The organism is Streptomyces griseomycini, assembly GCF_014203535.1.
Taxonomy (GTDB): domain Bacteria; phylum Actinomycetota; class Actinomycetes; order Streptomycetales; family Streptomycetaceae; genus Streptomyces; species Streptomyces griseomycini.
This window is the reverse complement of sequence record NZ_JACHJI010000001.1, coordinates 962,017-977,503: the sequence shown is the minus strand read 5'-3', so window position 1 is coordinate 977,503 and position 15,487 is coordinate 962,017. Positions and strand designations below refer to the sequence as shown.

At 74.4% G+C, this 15,487-nt stretch carries 15 protein-coding genes; 7 read left to right on the top strand and 8 right to left on the bottom strand.

Annotation, left to right across the window (positions count from 1 at the left end; translation table 11 throughout):
* Positions 1-14: 14 nt before the first annotated feature.
* The gene (locus tag FHS37_RS04425; RefSeq protein WP_184817667.1) at positions 15-524 is read right to left on the bottom strand and encodes a MarR family winged helix-turn-helix transcriptional regulator; all 510 of its coding nucleotides are present in this window, start codon (positions 522-524) and stop codon (positions 15-17) included.
* A 120-nt stretch (positions 525-644) separates the two neighbouring features.
* Between FHS37_RS04425 and FHS37_RS04420 the strand changes: the two genes are divergently transcribed.
* The 4 genes from FHS37_RS04420 to FHS37_RS04405 all read left to right on the top strand — a co-directional run bounded on the left by FHS37_RS04420 (position 645) and on the right by FHS37_RS04405 (position 5,370).
* The gene (locus tag FHS37_RS04420) at positions 645-1,613 is read left to right on the top strand and encodes an EamA family transporter (protein ID WP_184817666.1); all 969 of its coding nucleotides are present in this window, start codon (positions 645-647) and stop codon (positions 1,611-1,613) included.
* A 35-nt stretch (positions 1,614-1,648) separates the two neighbouring features.
* Positions 1,649-2,647, top strand: coding sequence for a DMT family transporter (locus FHS37_RS04415; protein ID WP_184817665.1), 999 nt, complete (start codon positions 1,649-1,651; stop codon positions 2,645-2,647).
* Positions 2,648-2,677: 30 nt separating this feature from the next.
* The gene (locus tag FHS37_RS04410; protein ID WP_184817664.1) at positions 2,678-3,625 is read left to right on the top strand and encodes a LysR family transcriptional regulator; all 948 of its coding nucleotides are present in this window, start codon (positions 2,678-2,680) and stop codon (positions 3,623-3,625) included.
* A gap of 173 nt (positions 3,626-3,798) precedes the next feature.
* Positions 3,799-5,370, top strand: coding sequence for a PQQ-dependent sugar dehydrogenase (locus FHS37_RS04405; protein WP_229889808.1), 1,572 nt, complete (start codon positions 3,799-3,801; stop codon positions 5,368-5,370).
* Between the two features lie 34 nt (positions 5,371-5,404).
* Here FHS37_RS04405 and FHS37_RS04400 read toward each other — a convergent pair whose 3' ends face one another.
* From FHS37_RS04400 to pepN, 5 genes are all read right to left on the bottom strand, one after another.
* Positions 5,405-5,770: a hypothetical protein gene (locus FHS37_RS04400; RefSeq protein WP_184817663.1), complete on the bottom strand. Its 366-nt coding sequence runs from the start codon at positions 5,768-5,770 to the stop codon at positions 5,405-5,407.
* Between the two features lies 1 nt (position 5,771).
* Positions 5,772-6,260 (bottom strand): TetR/AcrR family transcriptional regulator, encoded by a 489-nt coding sequence (locus FHS37_RS04395; protein WP_229889807.1) that lies wholly within the window; start codon positions 6,258-6,260, stop codon positions 5,772-5,774.
* 51 nt (positions 6,261-6,311) lie between these two features.
* The gene (locus tag FHS37_RS04390) at positions 6,312-7,052 is read right to left on the bottom strand and encodes a bleomycin resistance protein (protein WP_184817661.1); all 741 of its coding nucleotides are present in this window, start codon (positions 7,050-7,052) and stop codon (positions 6,312-6,314) included.
* 9 nt (positions 7,053-7,061) lie between these two features.
* Complete coding sequence (locus FHS37_RS04385; RefSeq protein WP_184817660.1) at positions 7,062-7,412, bottom strand: hypothetical protein; 351 nt, start codon at positions 7,410-7,412, stop codon at positions 7,062-7,064.
* Between the two features lie 195 nt (positions 7,413-7,607).
* Positions 7,608-10,181, bottom strand: coding sequence for an aminopeptidase N (gene pepN / locus FHS37_RS04380; protein ID WP_184817659.1), 2,574 nt, complete (start codon positions 10,179-10,181; stop codon positions 7,608-7,610).
* A gap of 171 nt (positions 10,182-10,352) precedes the next feature.
* Between pepN and FHS37_RS04375 the strand changes: the two genes are divergently transcribed.
* Complete coding sequence (locus FHS37_RS04375) at positions 10,353-10,853, top strand: DUF1203 domain-containing protein (RefSeq protein WP_184817658.1); 501 nt, start codon at positions 10,353-10,355, stop codon at positions 10,851-10,853.
* A 40-nt stretch (positions 10,854-10,893) separates the two neighbouring features.
* On the opposite strand, the gene FHS37_RS04370 is transcribed toward FHS37_RS04375, so the two are convergent.
* Both FHS37_RS04370 and FHS37_RS04365 read right to left on the bottom strand, forming a co-directional pair.
* Positions 10,894-12,213 carry a TerD family protein gene (locus FHS37_RS04370; RefSeq protein WP_184817657.1) on the bottom strand — a complete coding sequence of 440 codons (1,320 nt, stop codon included), beginning with the start codon at positions 12,211-12,213 and terminating at the stop codon, positions 10,894-10,896.
* 145 nt (positions 12,214-12,358) lie between these two features.
* Positions 12,359-13,378, bottom strand: a complete 1,020-nt coding sequence (locus tag FHS37_RS04365; RefSeq protein ID WP_184817656.1) for an aspartate-semialdehyde dehydrogenase — start codon at positions 13,376-13,378, stop codon at positions 12,359-12,361.
* Positions 13,379-13,711: 333 nt separating this feature from the next.
* Between FHS37_RS04365 and FHS37_RS04360 the strand changes: the two genes are divergently transcribed.
* Both FHS37_RS04360 and FHS37_RS04355 read left to right on the top strand, forming a co-directional pair.
* Positions 13,712-14,245: an RNA polymerase sigma factor gene (locus FHS37_RS04360; RefSeq protein ID WP_184817722.1), complete on the top strand. Its 534-nt coding sequence runs from the start codon at positions 13,712-13,714 to the stop codon at positions 14,243-14,245.
* A 1-nt stretch (position 14,246) separates the two neighbouring features.
* Positions 14,247-15,419: a collagen-like domain-containing protein gene (locus FHS37_RS04355; protein ID WP_184817655.1), complete on the top strand. Its 1,173-nt coding sequence runs from the start codon at positions 14,247-14,249 to the stop codon at positions 15,417-15,419.
* Positions 15,420-15,487 lie beyond the last annotated feature (68 nt).

Here is a 15,487-nt window from a genome sequence, read left to right as displayed (position 1 = left end):
CTCGACCGGGCGGCCTACCTCTCGGTCACGAGCAGCAGCTCCCGCAGCAGGCCGGCCAGTTGTCCCGCCCGTTCCTCGCCCAGGGCGGACAGCGCCTCCGTCTGGACGGCGAGGCCCGCGCCGACCGCCTCGTCGATCAGGCGCAGCCCCTGCGCGGTGAGCGTGACCTGGAGCCCGCGGCGGTCGTGCGGATCGGGGGAGCGGCGCAGCAGTTCCGCCCGCTCCAGTTTGTCGAGGCGGCCCGTCATCCCGCCGGTGGTGAGCATCAGCGTCGCCGAGAGCCGGCGCGGCGAGAGGGTGTAGGGCTCGCCGGCGCGGCGCAGGGTCGCGAGGACGTCGAACTCCCCGCGCGAGATCCCGTACTTGGCGTACGCCTTCTCCATCCGGTCGCCCATGGCGCGCGAGAGCCGGTGGATGCGGCCGAAGACCTCCATGGCGGCGGTGTCGAGGTCGGGCCGGACCGCCGCCCACTGCTCGACGATCGCGTCGACGGGGTCCTTGCGCTGCTCGGGGCGTGCACTCATGGGCAGGAGTATCCGTTTCCCCCCGGTCGCCCGCAAGAAAGTGGCTTGACGGAAACTTGCTTGGCGCTAAGCTACTTAGAACCAAACCAATAACGACCCGACGGGAAGAGGTGCGTCCCCATGGCCGCGAACCGCGCCGCCCTGATCGCGCTCACCGCCCTCGCCCCCGCCTCCTGGGGTACCACCTACGCCGTCACCACCGAGTTCCTCCCGGCCGACCGTCCCCTGTTCACCGGCCTGGTGCGCGCCCTGCCCGCCGGACTGCTGCTGCTCGCGCTCGCCCGGGTGCCGCCGCGCGGCGCCTGGTGGTGGAAGGCCACCGTGCTCGGCGCGCTCAACATCGGCGCCTTCTTCCCGCTGCTGTTCCTCTCCGCGTACCGGATGCCCGGTGGCATGGCCGCGGTCGTCGGCTCGGTCGGACCGCTGTTCGTGGCCGGCCTCTCGGCGCTGCTGCTGGGGCAGCGGCCGACCGCGCGCACCCTCCTCGCCGGGACCGTGGCCGCGTTCGGCGTGAGTCTCGTCGTCCTGAGGGCCGCCGGGGCGCTGGACCCGCTCGGCGTCCTGGCCGCGTTCGCCTCCACCGCCTCCATGTCCACCGGCACCGTGCTCACCAAGCGGTGGGGGCGCCCCGAGGGCGTCGGCCCGCTCGCCCTGACCGGCTGGCAGCTCACCGCGGGCGGACTGCTCGTCGCGCCGCTCGCCCTCCTGGTCGAGGGTGCGCCCCCCGCGCTGGACGGCCCGGCGGTCGGCGGTTACCTCTACCTCGCGCTCGCGAACACGGCGGTCGCGTACTGGCTCTGGTTCCGCGGCATCGGCCGGCTCACCGCCACACAGGTCACCTTCCTCGGCCCGCTGTCCCCGCTCACCGCGGCCGTCGTCGGCTGGGCGGCGCTCGGCGAGGCGCTGACACCGGTGCAACTGGTCGGCATGGCACTGGCGTTCGGGGCGACGGTGGCCGGGCAGGCCGCTCCGCGCCCCCGCACGGTCCCCGGGCCGCCCGAGCCCTCCCGCACCGCACCGTTCAGTTCTGCTGAAGAGAACGGTCGAAAGGATTCGATGGACCTGACGGCTCCCGCGCTGCGACGGTAGGCCCACCGGGACCGCCGACCAGCGAAGGGACGTCCGTGGCCGCAGCCGACCGCCGAACCAGCACTCCCGCACCGGCGTCACCGGAACCGCGGACGTCACAAGAGCCGCGGACACCACCGGAACCCCGGGGGCGGCGGCACGCCGTCGCCCCCGGGCTCGCGCTCGCCGCGCTCGCCACCGCCCTGTGGTCCGGCAGCTTCGTCACCTCCCGCGCGCTCGGCGACAGCGTGCCGCCCGTCCAGCACGCCTTCTGGCGTTGGGTGGTGGCGCTCGTGGTCGTCGCCCCCTTCGGCGCCCGGCGGGCCTGGCGGCGGCGCGCGCTGATCCGCCGTCACCTCCGCTTCGTCCTCCTCGCCTCGCTGCTCGGCGTGACCGTCTACAACACCCTCGTCAACCAGGCCGGGGTCACCACCCCCGCCGCCGCCATGGGCATGATCATGGCGGCCTCGCCGGTGGTGATGGCGCTGCTGGAACGGGCGGGCGGCGTACGGCTCGGCGCCCGCCGGATCGCCGGGCTGCTGACCGCGTGCACCGGCGTGCTGCTGCTGATCGGCTGGGCCGGCGGGGGAGCGGGCGGCGCCTCCCCCGGTGCCGGAGGCCCCCTCGGCGCCGGCGCCCTGTGGATGATCGCCGCCGCCTGCTGCTTCGGCGGCTACAGCGCCCTGCTGCGCCGTCGGCCCGCCGGTCTCGACGGCGCCGCGTTCCTGTTCACCACGTTCCTGTTCGGCACCGTGCTGCTGCTGCCCGCGCAGGGGGTCAGCCTCGCCGTCCAGGGCGGCTTCACCCCGGCGCCCGGGACCGTCCTGCCCCTGCTGTACGTCGGCATCGCCTCCTCGGCCGTCGCCTTCTTCGCCTGGAACCGGGCGATCTCCCTGATCGGCCCGACCCGGGCCGGCGTCGTCTACTACCTCCAGCCCGTGTGCGTGGCCCTGCTGTCCTGGGCGCTGCTGTCCGAGCCGACCGGCTGGGCCCAGGCCGGCTGCACGGCACTGATCCTGGGCGGGGTCGTGCTCGGCGCGGGGGCGCGCCGCTGAGGAACGCGGCCGGGCGGATAGGTTGCCGCCATGGCCGAGTGGGACATCCGGAAACTGCACATCCTGCGGACGCTGCGGGAGCGGGGGACGGTCACCGCGACGGCCGAGGCGCTGCGGATGACCCCCTCGGCGGTGTCGCAGCAGCTGACGAACCTCTCCCGACAACTCGGGGTGCCGCTGCTGGAGGCCCGGGGGCGCCGGGTCCGGCTCACGGACGCGGCCCGGCTGGTGCTGCGGCACGCCGAGGCCGTGTTCGAGCAACTGGAGCGGGCGGACGCCGAGTTGGCGGCCTACGCGCACGGGGAGGCCGGCGAGGTGCGGGTCGGCGCCTTCTCCACCGCCGTGCCCGCCCTCGTCGTACCGGCGGTGACCGCGCTGCGCGCGGCGCACCCCGGGGTCACGGTGCGGGTGCGGGAGACCGAGGCGCAGCAGGCGTACGAGCTGCTGGCGACGGGGGAGGCGGACCTCGCCCTGTCCCTCGCGGCCCAGGCCCCCACCGCGGCCGACCCGCGCTTCACGCGGATCCACCTGCTCGCCGACCCGCTGGACGTCGCCCTGCCCCACGACCACCCGCTGGCCGACGCGGCCGGACTCCGGCTGGCCGACCTCGCGTCCGAACCGTGGATCTTCGGCGGCAGCGGTCCCTGGTCCGACATCACGCGGGCCGCCTGCGAGGCGGCCGGGTTCCGCCCGTACCAGGGGCACGCGGCGGCCGGCTGGACGGCGATCCTGGCGATGGTCGAGGCGGGCATGGGCGTCGCGCTCGTCCCCCGCATGGCGGCGGAGCGCCGGGAGGGCGTGGTGATGCGGGAGCTGACCGAGGACCGTCCGGTCCGTCATGTCGTCGCGGCCGTCCGCAGGGGTGCGGAGGAGGGCACGGCGGTGGCGAACGTCCTGACCGCCCTGCGCGCGGCCGCGGCGCCCGCGACATCCGTGACGCCCGCGAAGTCCGCGAACGGGAAGGCGGAGCGGACCTGACCCCGGGCGGTGGTCGCCCTGTTCGCGCCACGCGGCGCGAAAGTGGCGCGATCGCGCGTTGCCGCCCTGGTGCACGACGCGCAGCCTGAAGTTGCGGGAGCGCTCCCATGATGTCGACGCCTCTCGGTGGCCCGGCATTCCCGTGGGGGAGAGCACCGCAGATTGTCATATGCATGACATTCTGGACCGCGCCGCCGGACTTCGGAGACGACATGCCACGACGCCGCTGGACCGGGCCCCTTCTGCTGGCCCTCCTGCTGACCGCCCTCACCCCGTCGCCCGCCGCCACGGCGGACACCGCGCCGCCCCGGACGGGAACGGCGGCCGACACCTCGACCGTGCCCCTGCCGTCGCTCAGCGCCACCACCACCCAGGTCGCCTCCGGACTGAGACGGCCCACCGCCCTCGTCGCCCCCGACGACGGCACGGACCGGCTGTTCATCACCGAGAAGCCCGGTACCGTCCGCGTCTACCACCCGGACACCGGCCTGGCCCGGACCCCGCTGATCGACATCACCTCGGCCGTGGACGAATCGGGCAACGAGCGCGGTCTGCTCGGCATCGCCCTCCCGCCCGACTTCGCCGACAGCCAGGACCTGTACCTGGCGTACACGGCCCTGCCCGACGGCGCGGTCACCCTCGCCCGCTACCGGCTCGACGAGTCCCGCCTGGAGCCCCTGCTCTCCCAGGAGCACGCCGAGTACAGCAACCACAACGGCGGCCAGCTCGCCTTCGGCCCCGACGGCAACCTGTACTGGAGCATCGGCGACGGCGGCGGCTCCGGGGACCCCTTCAGGTCAGGCCAGCGGCTGGACACCCTGCTGGGCAAGATCCTGCGCATCGACGTGAGCCGCGCCTGCGCCCCGCTCGCGTACTGCGTCCCCGCCGACAACCCCTTCGTCGGCACCCCCGGCGCCCGCGAGGAGATCTGGCTGTACGGGCTGCGCAACCCGTGGCGGTTCTCCTTCGACGGCGCCGACGGCTCGATGTGGATCGGCGACGTCGGCCAGGGCCGCTGGGAGGAGATCGATCACCTCGCCCCCGGACAGGGCGGGCTCAACCTCGGCTGGTCCTGCTACGAGGGACTGGAGAAGTTCGCCGACGGGGACTGCGTGCCCGGCGAGGAGTACACCGAGCCGGTGTTCACCTACTCGCCGTACACCGGCGGCTGTTCGGTCATCGGCGGTCACGTCTACCGGGGCCGGCAGTACGCCGACCTGGTCGGCGGCACGTACATCGCCACCGACTACTGCTCGTCCACGGTCTGGGCGCTGCGCCCCGACGGCAGCGGCGGCTACGAGCAGGCCGAGATCGGGGGGACGCCCACCCAGGTGACGGCGGTCGGCACGACCGCCGACGGGGAGTTCTACGTGGTCAACGACCTGCCCGGCGGCCTGCACAAGGTGTCCTTCGCGCGGGAGGAACCCACCTGCCGGGTGGACCGCAAGGTGACGTCCTGGGGCACCGGCACGACGGTCGGCCTCACCGTCACCAACACCGGCGGCACCCCGGTGAACGGCTGGACGCTGGAGTTCCCGCTGGCCCTCGGGCAGACGGTCGTCTCCGACTGGAACACGGACCTGACCCAGGGGAGCAACGTGATCACGGCGGCCGACGCCGCGCACAACGCCACCATCGCCCCGGGCGCGAGCGTCACCCTCGGCTACCTGGCCGACCACACCGGTGACGCGTCGCCGCCGCCGCGGTTCACGCTGAACGGGGACGCCTGCGCCGTCGGCCGCTGAGCCGCCGGGGGGCGTGCGGGCCGGACGCCGGGCCTCAGCCGCGGGCGATGGACTGTTCGACGAGGGCGACGGTGGCCCGGGGGTCGTCGACCTCGACGACGAGGCGGTCGTAGGTCCCGGCGTCGGCGAGTTCGATGACGACCGCCTTGTCCGGGTTCTTCACGTCCCAGAAGAGGCGCTCGCCGTCGCGGCGGAAGCGGCCGGCGGTGATGACGCCGGGAACGTGGGTGCCGCCGACGCGGACGCCCTTGGGCTCGCGGGCCATGCCGGGGTCGTGGGTGGCGCCCCGCACGTGGGCGAGGGGGATCTCCAGGCGGCTCTTGAGGGTCCAGAGCTTGTCGAGGCCCTGGAACTCGACGGTCATCAGGTCACGGTCGCGGTCGACGGAGATCAGGGCCACGTCAGTACTCCTGGGAGGGGATCGGCCGGGCGGCGCGCAGGCGCAGGCGGGCGCCGAGGACGGTGGAGGCGAGCCGGGGGGCGGCGTCGCCGTGGGAGGGGCGCAGCGCGTCCTCCAGCGCGGCGATGCCTTCCGCGACCAGCGCGGCGACCTCCGGGTCGTGGGGTGCGCGTTCGGCGGCGGCGAGGAGGAGGAGCCCGGCGGCCGGGCCGTTGTCGTACGAGGCGATGGCCGTCGTCAGCGCCTGCTCGGGGTCGGTGAGGTCGGCGATGGCGGCGGCGGTCGGACGGATCTCGTGGTCGAGGTGGTTGCGGAGGGCGGTGAGGTGCAGGCTCCGCTTCGACCCGAACACCTTGTAGAGGCTGCCCCGGTGGATGCCGGTGGCGGTGACCAGGTCGTCCACCGAGGTGCCCTCGTAGCCGTGGGTGGCGAAGAGGGCCGCCGCGGTCCCGATCGCCCGGTCGGTGTCGAAGGCGCGTGGTCGTCCCATGTCCATGACCATACAGGGTAAGAGAACGATCGGTCAAGAACGACTGTTCTTCTACGCTCCTCCGGGGTCCCGGGGGGTGTCCCCCGGGACCCTCAGCTCCTCGAAGCGCTCGAGGTCGTCGCGCACCGACTCGCGCTCCCGGGCGGTGAGCCGGACCGCGCCGGCCCGGACGAGCGCGGACGCCGCGGTCGCTTCGTCCCCGAGGCGCCCGGCGACGTCCGCGCGCAGCACCAGGAGGCGGAACAGCTGCACGGGTGTGGGCCGCCCGTCCCCGGTCCCGGTGCGCAGCGCCCGGTCGATGATCTTCGCCGCGCCCGCCGGGTCCTCCTTCGAGTCCGCGAACAGGGACGCGTGGTGGAGGGCCCGGGAGAAGGGCTCCCCGGGCGCGGGCCGGTGGTGCTGGTCCCGGCCCGTCGGCTGCCCGATGCGCAGGCAGTTGCCGCCCGGGTCGGTCACGAGGAACTGCCGCACGCCGTGCGAGGTGTCCTTCAGCGGCCCGATGCGCGGCAGCCCCCGGGCCGGGACCCTGCCGTACGCCTCCTTGAGCCCGGCCCGGAAGGCCTCGTACAGCCCGTCCACGTCGTCGGTCCGGATGCAGCACGTGCTGAACGACTCGGCCGGCTCGTACCGCTTCATCCCGAAGAAGTGGAGCTGGATGCCGCCGCGCTCCACGACCGCGTACGGGTGGGGGCTCCGCTGCTGGAAGGTCGTCTCGAACCCGAGGGCGGCGTAGAAGTCGAGCACGGGCCGGAGGGTCCGGCACGGCAGGACCGGAATGGTCTTCTCGCTCATCCCGGCAGTCTAGTCAAACTTGAATAGAGGGGAGGCGGATTCGCGGTGAAGGGCTCTGGGGCGGTGCCGCCCGTCCGTGCGCGCTCGGCGCGGCCGGCGGGCCACCGCGTCGATGTCGAAGGCGTGGGTCCCCGGGCCGCCCGCGGGGCCCGTGAAGAGGAGGGCGAAGTGCTCCCGGCCCCGGGCGGTGGTGCCGCCGCCGGTGTCCGGCCGGGCCGGGGGAGGCCGGCCGAGGCCGGTGAGCAGGCGGCCGGTGGTCCGCTCGGTCCCGGCGTCGTCGCCGGAGAGGAGGACGGTGCCCGGCGGGCCGGGCTCGTCCGGGGCGACCGCCGCGGCGGAGTCCGTGGTGCACGGCGTCACCGGGGCGCAGGTCCGAGGTCGGTCGGGACACGGGGGTTCCGTCGGGGCGGCGGGCGCGTGGGCGGCGTCGAGCGCGTGGGGCCGGCGGCACCCTCTCCGTCCCCGCCTCCGCGTTCCGCCGCCTCCGCCGACGCCCTGGAGGAACACGAGGGGCGCCCGGCGTAGCACCGGGCGCCCCTCAAGCCGTACGGGCCGTTACCCGGCGGCCGCCGCGTCCGCCGCCTGGGCGCGCAGGGCGCGTTCCACGCCCGCGCGGGATTCGGAGACCAGGCGGCGCAGGGCCGCGCTCGGCTCGGCGGAGGTCAGCCAGGCGTCCGTCTTGTCGAGGGTCTCGCCGGAGACCTGGACGGCCGGGTAGAGGCCGACCGCGATCTGCTGGGCGATCTCGTGCGAGCGGGACTCCCAGACGTCCTTGAGGACCTCGAAGTACCGGTCGGTGTACGGCGCCAGCAGTTCGCGCTGGTCGGTCTGGACGAAGCCGGCGATGACCGCCTCCTGGACGGCGTTCGGCAGCTTGTCGGACTCCACCACCGACGCCCACGCCTCCGCCTTGGCCTCCGGCGTCGGGCGGGCGGCGCGGGCGGTGGCGGCGTGGCGTTCGCCGGCCGCCGTCCGGTCCCGCTCGTACTCGGCGGCGATCTCCGCCTCGTCGAACCGGCCCACCGCCGCCAGGCGCTGCACGAACGTCCAGCGCAGCTCCGTGTCCACGGCCAGGCCCTCGACGGTCTGCGTTCCCGACAGCAGGGCCTCCAGCAGGTCCAGCTGCTCGGGGGTGCGGGCCGTCGCCGCGAACGCCCGCGCCCACGCCAGCTGGTGGTCGCTGCCGGGCTCGGCGGACCGCAGGTGGGCCAGGGTGGCGTCGGTCCAGCGGGTCAGCAGGGTCTCGCGGGCGGCCGGGTCGGCGTACAGGTCGATCGCCAGCTTCACCTGGCGGTGCAGCGACTGCACGACACCGATGTCGGACTCCTTGCCGATGCCCGACAGGACCAGGGAGAGGTAGTCCCGGGTGGCCAGCTCCGCGTCCCGCGTCATGTCCCAGGCCGAGGCCCAGCACAGCGCGCGGGGCAGGGACTCCGCGAAGTCGCCGAGGTGCTCGGTGACGACGGCGAGCGACTGCTCGTCCAGGCGGACCTTGGCGTACGACAGGTCGTCGTCGTTGAGGAGGACGACCGCCGGACGGCGCTTGCCGACCAGCTGCGGCACGGCGGTCAGCTCGCCGTCCACGTCCAGCTCGACGCGCTCGCCGCGCACCAGCCTGCCGTCGGCGTCGAGGTCGTAGGCGCCGACCGCGATCCGGTGCGGGCGCAGGGTCGGCTCGCCCGTGGCGCCCGCCGGGAGCGCCGGGGCCTCCTGGCGGATGGCGAAGGAGGTGATGACACCGTCGGCGTCGGTCTCGACCTCCGGGCGCAGGACGTTGATGCCGGCCGTCTCCAGCCACTTCTTCGACCACGTCCTCAGGTCGCGGCCGGAGGTCTCCTCCAGGGCGCCCAGCAGGTCGGACAGGCGCGTGTTGCCGAACGCGTGGCGCTTGAAGTACGCCTGCACGCCCCGGAAGAACGCGTCCTCGCCGACGTAGGCGACGAGCTGCTTGAGCACGGACGCGCCCTTGGCGTACGTGATGCCGTCGAAGTTGACCAGCACGTCGTCCAGGTCGCGGATGTCCGCCATGATCGGGTGCGTGGACGGTAGCTGGTCCTGGCGGTAGGCCCAGGTCTTCATCGAGTTCGCGAAGGTCGTCCACGAGTGCGGCCAGCGCGAGCCGGGGGCGGCGGCCTGGCAGGCGATCGACGTGTACGTGGCGAACGACTCGTTCAGCCACAGGTCGTTCCACCACTCCATGGTGACCAGGTCGCCGAACCACATGTGGGCCAGCTCGTGCAGGATGGTCTCCGCGCGCACCTCGTACGCCGCGTCCGTCACCTTCGAGCGGAAGACGTACTGGTCGCGGATGGTCACCGCGCCCGCGTTCTCCATCGCGCCCGCGTTGAACTCCGGCACGAACAGCTGGTCGTACTTCTCGAAGGGGTACGCGTAGTCGAACTTCTCCTGGAACCACTCGAAGCCCTGCCGGGTGACCTCGAAGATCGCGTCCGCGTCGAGGTGCTCGGCCAGCGAGGGGCGGCAGTAGATGCCGAGCGGGACGGACTGGCCGTCCTTCTCGTACACGCTGTGGACGCTGTGGTACGGGCCGACGATCAGCGCCGTGATGTACGTCGAGATGCGCGGCGTCGGCTCGAACGTCCAGACGTTCTCCCGGGGCTCGGGCGTCGGCGAGTTGGAGATGACGGTCCAGCCCTGCGGCGCCTTCACGGTGAACTGGAACGTAGCCTTCAGGTCCGGCTGCTCGAAGCTCGCGAAGACGCGGCGGGCGTCCGGCACCTCGAACTGGGTGTACAGGTACGCCTGGTCGTCGACCGGGTCGACGAACCGGTGCAGGCCTTCACCCGTATTGGTGTACGCGCAGTCGGCGTTCACCCTCAGGACGTTGCGGCCCTTCAGCAGGCCGGGCAGGGCGATGCGGGAGTCCTTGAAGACTTCGGCGGGGTCGAGCGAGTCCCCGTTGAGGGTCACCTCGTGCACGGCGGGGGCCACCAGGTCGATGAACGACTCCGCGCCGTCCTCGGCGACGTCGAAGCGCACCGTGGTCACGGACCGGTAGGTGCCGCCCTCCTGCGCGCCGGAGAGATCGAGGTCGATCTCGTACGAGTCAACGGTCAGCAGCTTCGCCCGCTGCTGCGCCTCTTCGCGGGTCAGGTTTGTGCCAGGCACGCGGTCATCTCCTCGATATGTGTGCGTCGTGTCATCCTTCCACGCGACATCCGGATCGGGCGACGACGGAGCCGGACCATGGGGATACCCCTGTGTCGGACCGGCCGCAGGGGGGAACGCGACGTCGGGATCCCGCCGGTGTCCGGGGCCGGCGGACGCGAGTCTGGGGGCATGACGATCCACACCGCGGGCCGCACCGGAGGCCACACCCCGCGTCCCGTCCCGCCGTCCGTCCTGAAGGAACTGCTGACCGCCGACGACGCGGGGCGCCCGGCCGTCCCCGTCACCGACGACGAGGGCGGCGCCCCGCTGCGCTGCTGCCTGCGGCGCAGCCGCCCGGGCGAGCTGATCGCCCTCGTCTCCTACGCGCCGCTGCGCCGCTGGGCGGCGGAGACCGGCGCCGATCCGGGCGCGTACGACGAGCAGGGGCCGGTCTTCCTCCACGCCGGGGAGTGCGCGGGGCCGGAGGACGACGGCCTGCCCTTCACCGGGGCCCATCGCGTCGTCCGCCGCTACTCCGCCGACGGGCGCATCCTGGGCGGACGGCTGGTCGGGGCACCGGAGGACTTCCGCCCCGCCGTCGCGGAGGCGTTCGCCGACCCGCGGGTGGCCCTGGTGCACGTGCGGGCGGTGGAGTACGGGTGCTTCCTGTACGAGATCCGCAGGGACTGAGCTCCCGGGCCCCGCGCGGGCCCGGGAGAGGCCGGCTGCCTCAGCCGCCCACCCCGGCGCGCCACGGGCCGTCGGCCTCGATCCGCAGCAGGCCGGGTGCCCGGACGGGGGCCAGTACGTCGAGGCGGCCGACCTCGTTGACGAGGAGGTCCTCGTCGTCCCCCGGCCACTCGGGGTCGGGCGAGGTGAAGTGGTGCCAGACGGCGAAGTTGCTCTCGCCCTGGTGCACGAAGGACAGCACGCCCGCGGGGCCCTCGTACACCAGCAGGTCCGGCCCCCTGCCGTTGAGGTCGTGCACCAGGCGCCGGGCGTGGGCGAGCGGCAGCACCCGCAGCGTCCAGGGCGTGTCGGCGCGCACCAGCAGGCACAGCGGGCGGTCCTCCGGGACGGTGGCGAACGTACGCCCGTGGACCTCGTCCTCGTACGCCGACAGCAGGTCCCGGTCGGCGCGGCCGTACGCGTCACAGGAGTCGATGTGCACCGAGATGCTGTCCCGGCACTCGATCTCGACGACCACGCGGGCGCCGGGCGGCAGGTTCGGCGGGCAGGTGACGCGCTGCTTGCCCGAGGCCCGGTGCACGAACGGGGGGAAGGAGAGCGCCAGCTCGGACGCCAGCCGGTCGGTGGGCGGGACCGGAGAGGACGGGGCGGCCGGGGCGGCCGGGGCGGCCGGGGCGGCCGGGGCGGCCGGAGCGGCGTAAGGGGCCGGAGCGCCGTGGGGAGCAGGAACGGCGTAAGGGGCCGCGGCGGTGCCGGGAGGCGGGGGAGGAGGGACCGGAGCGGCGGGGAGAGGCGGGGGCGCGGGTGCGGCCGCGGGCACCGGCTGCGGGGCCTCGGCGACCGTGATCCCGAAGTCCGTCGCGAGCCCGGCCAGCCCCGAGGCGTAGCCCTGCCCCACCGCGCGGAACTTCCAGCCGCCGTTCCTGCGGTAGAACTCGCCGAAGACGAAGGCGGTCTCCGCCGAGGCGTCCCCGATCGCGAAGGACGCGACCGGCTGCCCGTCCGGCAGGCCGAGCCGGACGTCCAGCAGCGGCACCTGCCCGAACGCTCCCCCGTCGGCGGAGGCGGCCACCACGACCCGGTCCACACCGGGTTCCACGGCCGCGAGGTCCAGCCACAGCCAGTCGGCGCCCGTGCCGTCGGCCCCCTGGCCCTTGCCCAGGTGGCGCACGGTTCCCGAGGGGTGGGCCGGCTGGTTGTAGAAGACGAGGTCGGCGTCCGAGCGGACCCGGCCCGTCGCGTCGAGCAGCAGGGCCGAGACGTCCACGTCCGGTACTCCGGGGCCCTGCCGCCAGGTCACCGCCACCTGGAGGGCGGCTGCGGGAACGGGCAGGTTGCCGCCCTTCACCATCTGGGTCATGGCGCGATCTTCACATGAGCGACACGGGCGGCGGGGCGGATTGCCGCACTCCGCAACGAGGGCCCCGACGAGGGGCACGGAACGGGACGGGGCGGTCACTCCGTACCGGGTGACCGCCCCGGGGCGGGGTCCTGCGCGGGGTGCCCTACGCGGCGGTGAGCTCCGCCGCCACCAGCTCCGCGATCTGCACGGCGTTCAGCGCCGCGCCCTTGCGGAGGTTGTCGTTGGAGATGAACAGCGCGAGGCCGTTGTCCACCGTCTCGTCGCGGCGGATGCGGCCGACGTAGGACGGGTCCTGGCCGGCGGCCTGCAGCGGGGTGGGGATGTCGGTGAGGACGACACCGGGGGCGTCCGCCAGCAGCTCGGTCGCGCGCTCGGCGCTGATCGGACGGGCGAACCGGGCGTTGACCTGGAGGGAGTGGCCGGAGAAGACCGGCACGCGCACACAGGTGCCGGAGACCTTGAGCTCGGGGATCTCCAGGATCTTCCGGGACTCGTTCCGCAGCTTCTGCTCCTCGTCGGTCTCGTTCAGACCGTCGTCGACGAGGTTGCCGGCGAAGGGCAGCACGTTGAAGGCGATGGGGCGCTTGTAGACGCCGGGCTCCGGGAAGTCGACCGCCGCGCCGTCGTGGGTCAGCTTGTCGGCCCCGTCGACCACCTTCCGGGTCTGGTCGTGCAGCTCCGCGACGCCCGCGAGACCGGAGCCGGACACCGCCTGGTACGTCGCGACGACCAGCGCCTCCAGACCGGCCTCCGCATGCAGCGGGCGCAGCACCGGCATCGCGGCCATCGTCGTGCAGTTCGGGTTGGCGATGATGCCCTTGGGGCGGTTCGCGATCGCGTGCGGGTTCACCTCGGAGACGACGAGGGGGACCTCGGGGTCCCTGCGCCAGGCGGAGGAGTTGTCGATCACGACGGCGCCCTGCGCGGCGACCTTCTCGGCCAGCGCCTTCGAGGTCGCGCCGCCCGCGGAGAACAGCACGATGTCCAGCCCGGTGTAGTCCGCGGTCGACGCGTCCTCCACCGTCACGCCGTCCAGCTCCGTCCCCGCAGAGCGGGCCGAGGCGAACAGGCGCAGCTCGGTGACCGGGAAGTTCCGCTCCTTGAGGATCCTGCGCATGACCGTGCCCACCTGACCGGTGGCTCCGACGATTCCGACCCTCACGGCGACTCCCTACTGCGTCCTGGTTTGTTCCTGAATGCCTGGCCGAGGCTCTTCCATCATGCGGCCGACCACGGCCCGCCTGTCCAATTCTTTGCGGGTTCTGCTCGCGAAGTGGGACACACCGGCGGTGACCACCGGTTGCGGACCTTCGGCCGCCACCCCTCTGAGCTGCAGAAATTCAGTCCCAGGAGGCCGCGGACCGCAAGGTCCCCTGCCCGGTCCGGTCCCGGCCACACGGAGATGTGACGTACGCCTCGGTGGGCTCCGGAGGACCCGGACGAACGTTCCGGGCGGCAGCGGCGTCGTAGGGGAAACAGCGTGAGGGGGTGGCCAGTGCTGCGCGGAAGGGCCCGGCGCGGCCGGGGGTCGTACGCCGCCGGCGGCGACCCGCTGGACGCGGCGCAGGAACGCCGGGTGCGGGCGGTGCTCGCGCTGGGCGGGGTACCGCAGGCGGACCTGCCGGACGGGGTGCAGCAGGTCCGCCTGCGGCTGCTGGAACGCGCCGCGAGCGGCCGGGAGGCGCCGCGGGACGTCTCGGCGTGGGCGGCGGTGGTCGCCTCCAACCTCGCCATGGACTGGCACCGGGCCAAGCGCCGCCAGGAGCGGCTGGGCGAGCGCCTCGCCGCGCTGCGCCCGGCGGAGCTCCCCTCCGGCGAGGAGACCAGCCTGCTCTCCCTCGCCGTCGCCCGCGGCCTGGACGAGCTGCCCGACGCCCAGCGCCAGGTCGTCGTGCTGCGCTTCTACGCCGACCTGCCGGTGCGCTCCATCGCCGAACAGCTCGGCGTTCCGGAGGGCACGGTCAAGAGCAGGCTGCACACGGCGGTACGGGCCCTGCGCGCCCGCCTGCACGAGGACGAGGTGGTGTGACGTGACCGCCCACGACGACGACCGGGCCCCCGGGCAGGGGAACGCCGGACACGGCGCGCACGACGGCACCGCGTACGACGACATCGCGTACGACGGCACGGACGCCCTGATGGCCGCGATCCTGGACGAGCCGCTGCCCGCGCGGGGCCGTCGGGACCCGGCGTTCCTGGCGGCGCACGGTGCCGCCGTCGCCGACCTCGCGGTCCTGCGGGAGCAGCTGGCGCTGATCGGGGACGCGCTCGCCGCCCCGGCCGAGGCCGCCCCCGCCGGTGGGGAGGACGACGTCCCGGCGGGGCGGGGCGGGGCCGCTCGGCCCGGGGGGAAGCGGCCGGAGCCAGACGACGGGACGGGGCAGGGCGTCCGGGCACGGCCACCGGGCGACCCGGCCCCCCGGAACGGGACCGGGAACCGGTCGGCCGCCCCGGGGAGCGGGCCCGGGGACCGGCCGGTCGTCACCGGGACCCGGGCGAGGCCCGGATCCTCCGGGTCGACGGGGCATGCGGTACCCACAGGGCCGACGGGGTCCACCGGGGACGCCGGTCCCGCTGCGTCCCCGCGGCCTGCGGTGCCCACCGCGTCCGTCACGCCCGCGGGACCCGCCGGGACCACCGGCTCCTCCGGCCCCAGCGGCCCCGTCCGGCCCGGTGGTTCCCGGGGGCCGCGTGGGCCGCGTCGTGTCCGTCGTCCCCTGGGGGTCGCCTTCGGCGCCCTCGCCGCGGCGGCCGCCGCCACCGTGGTCGCCGGGATGGGCTGGCTCGTGGTGCAGGGCGGGGGAGGGTCCGACGCGGCGAGCGGCAGCAGCGAGGCCGCGGCGGACTCCGCGGCCGGCAAGCAGGGCGGTGTCGCCTTCGGCAGCCCCCGCTACCTCGCCTGCGCCCGCCTCGTCGCCGAGGGCGCCGTCGTGGCCGTGGAACCGCTGCCGGGTGCCGGGCGGGAACGCATCACGCTTCGGGTGTCCCGCGCCCACAAGGGGACGGAGGACGGCCACCGGGTGACCTTCGTGCTGGACGCGGCCGGGCAGCCCCGCCTGCGCGAGGGCGACCGGGTGATGATCGGCGTGCCCCTCGAGGGCGACCACCCGGACACGGTGGTCGTCGGGGAGGAGGACATCGCCCCCGAGCGGGCCCGGATCACCGCCTCGCTCCCCGAGTCGCGCACCCTGACCTGCGGCTGAGGAAACGACGGAGGGGCGGGCGCCCGTACGGACGCCCGCCCCTCGTGCACGGCGGTCCCTCGCGGAAC

What these genes read in the sequence shown, in the direction of transcription:
- FHS37_RS04425 (WP_184817667.1), bottom strand. Translation starts at nt 524, where the DNA reads ATGAGTGCACGCCCCGAGCAGCGCAAGGACCCCGTCGACGCGATCGTC.
- FHS37_RS04420 (WP_184817666.1), top strand. Translation starts at nt 645, where the DNA reads ATGGCCGCGAACCGCGCCGCCCTGATCGCGCTCACCGCCCTCGCCCCC.
- FHS37_RS04410 (WP_184817664.1), top strand. Translation starts at nt 2,678, where the DNA reads ATGGCCGAGTGGGACATCCGGAAACTGCACATCCTGCGGACGCTGCGG.
- FHS37_RS04405 (WP_229889808.1), top strand. Translation starts at nt 3,799, where the DNA reads ATGACATTCTGGACCGCGCCGCCGGACTTCGGAGACGACATGCCACGA.
- FHS37_RS04395 (WP_229889807.1), bottom strand. Translation starts at nt 6,260, where the DNA reads ATGGGACGACCACGCGCCTTCGACACCGACCGGGCGATCGGGACCGCG.
- FHS37_RS04390 (WP_184817661.1), bottom strand. Translation starts at nt 7,052, where the DNA reads ATGAGCGAGAAGACCATTCCGGTCCTGCCGTGCCGGACCCTCCGGCCC.
- FHS37_RS04375 (WP_184817658.1), top strand. Translation starts at nt 10,353, where the DNA reads ATGACGATCCACACCGCGGGCCGCACCGGAGGCCACACCCCGCGTCCC.
- FHS37_RS04370 (WP_184817657.1), bottom strand. Translation starts at nt 12,213, where the DNA reads ATGACCCAGATGGTGAAGGGCGGCAACCTGCCCGTTCCCGCAGCCGCC.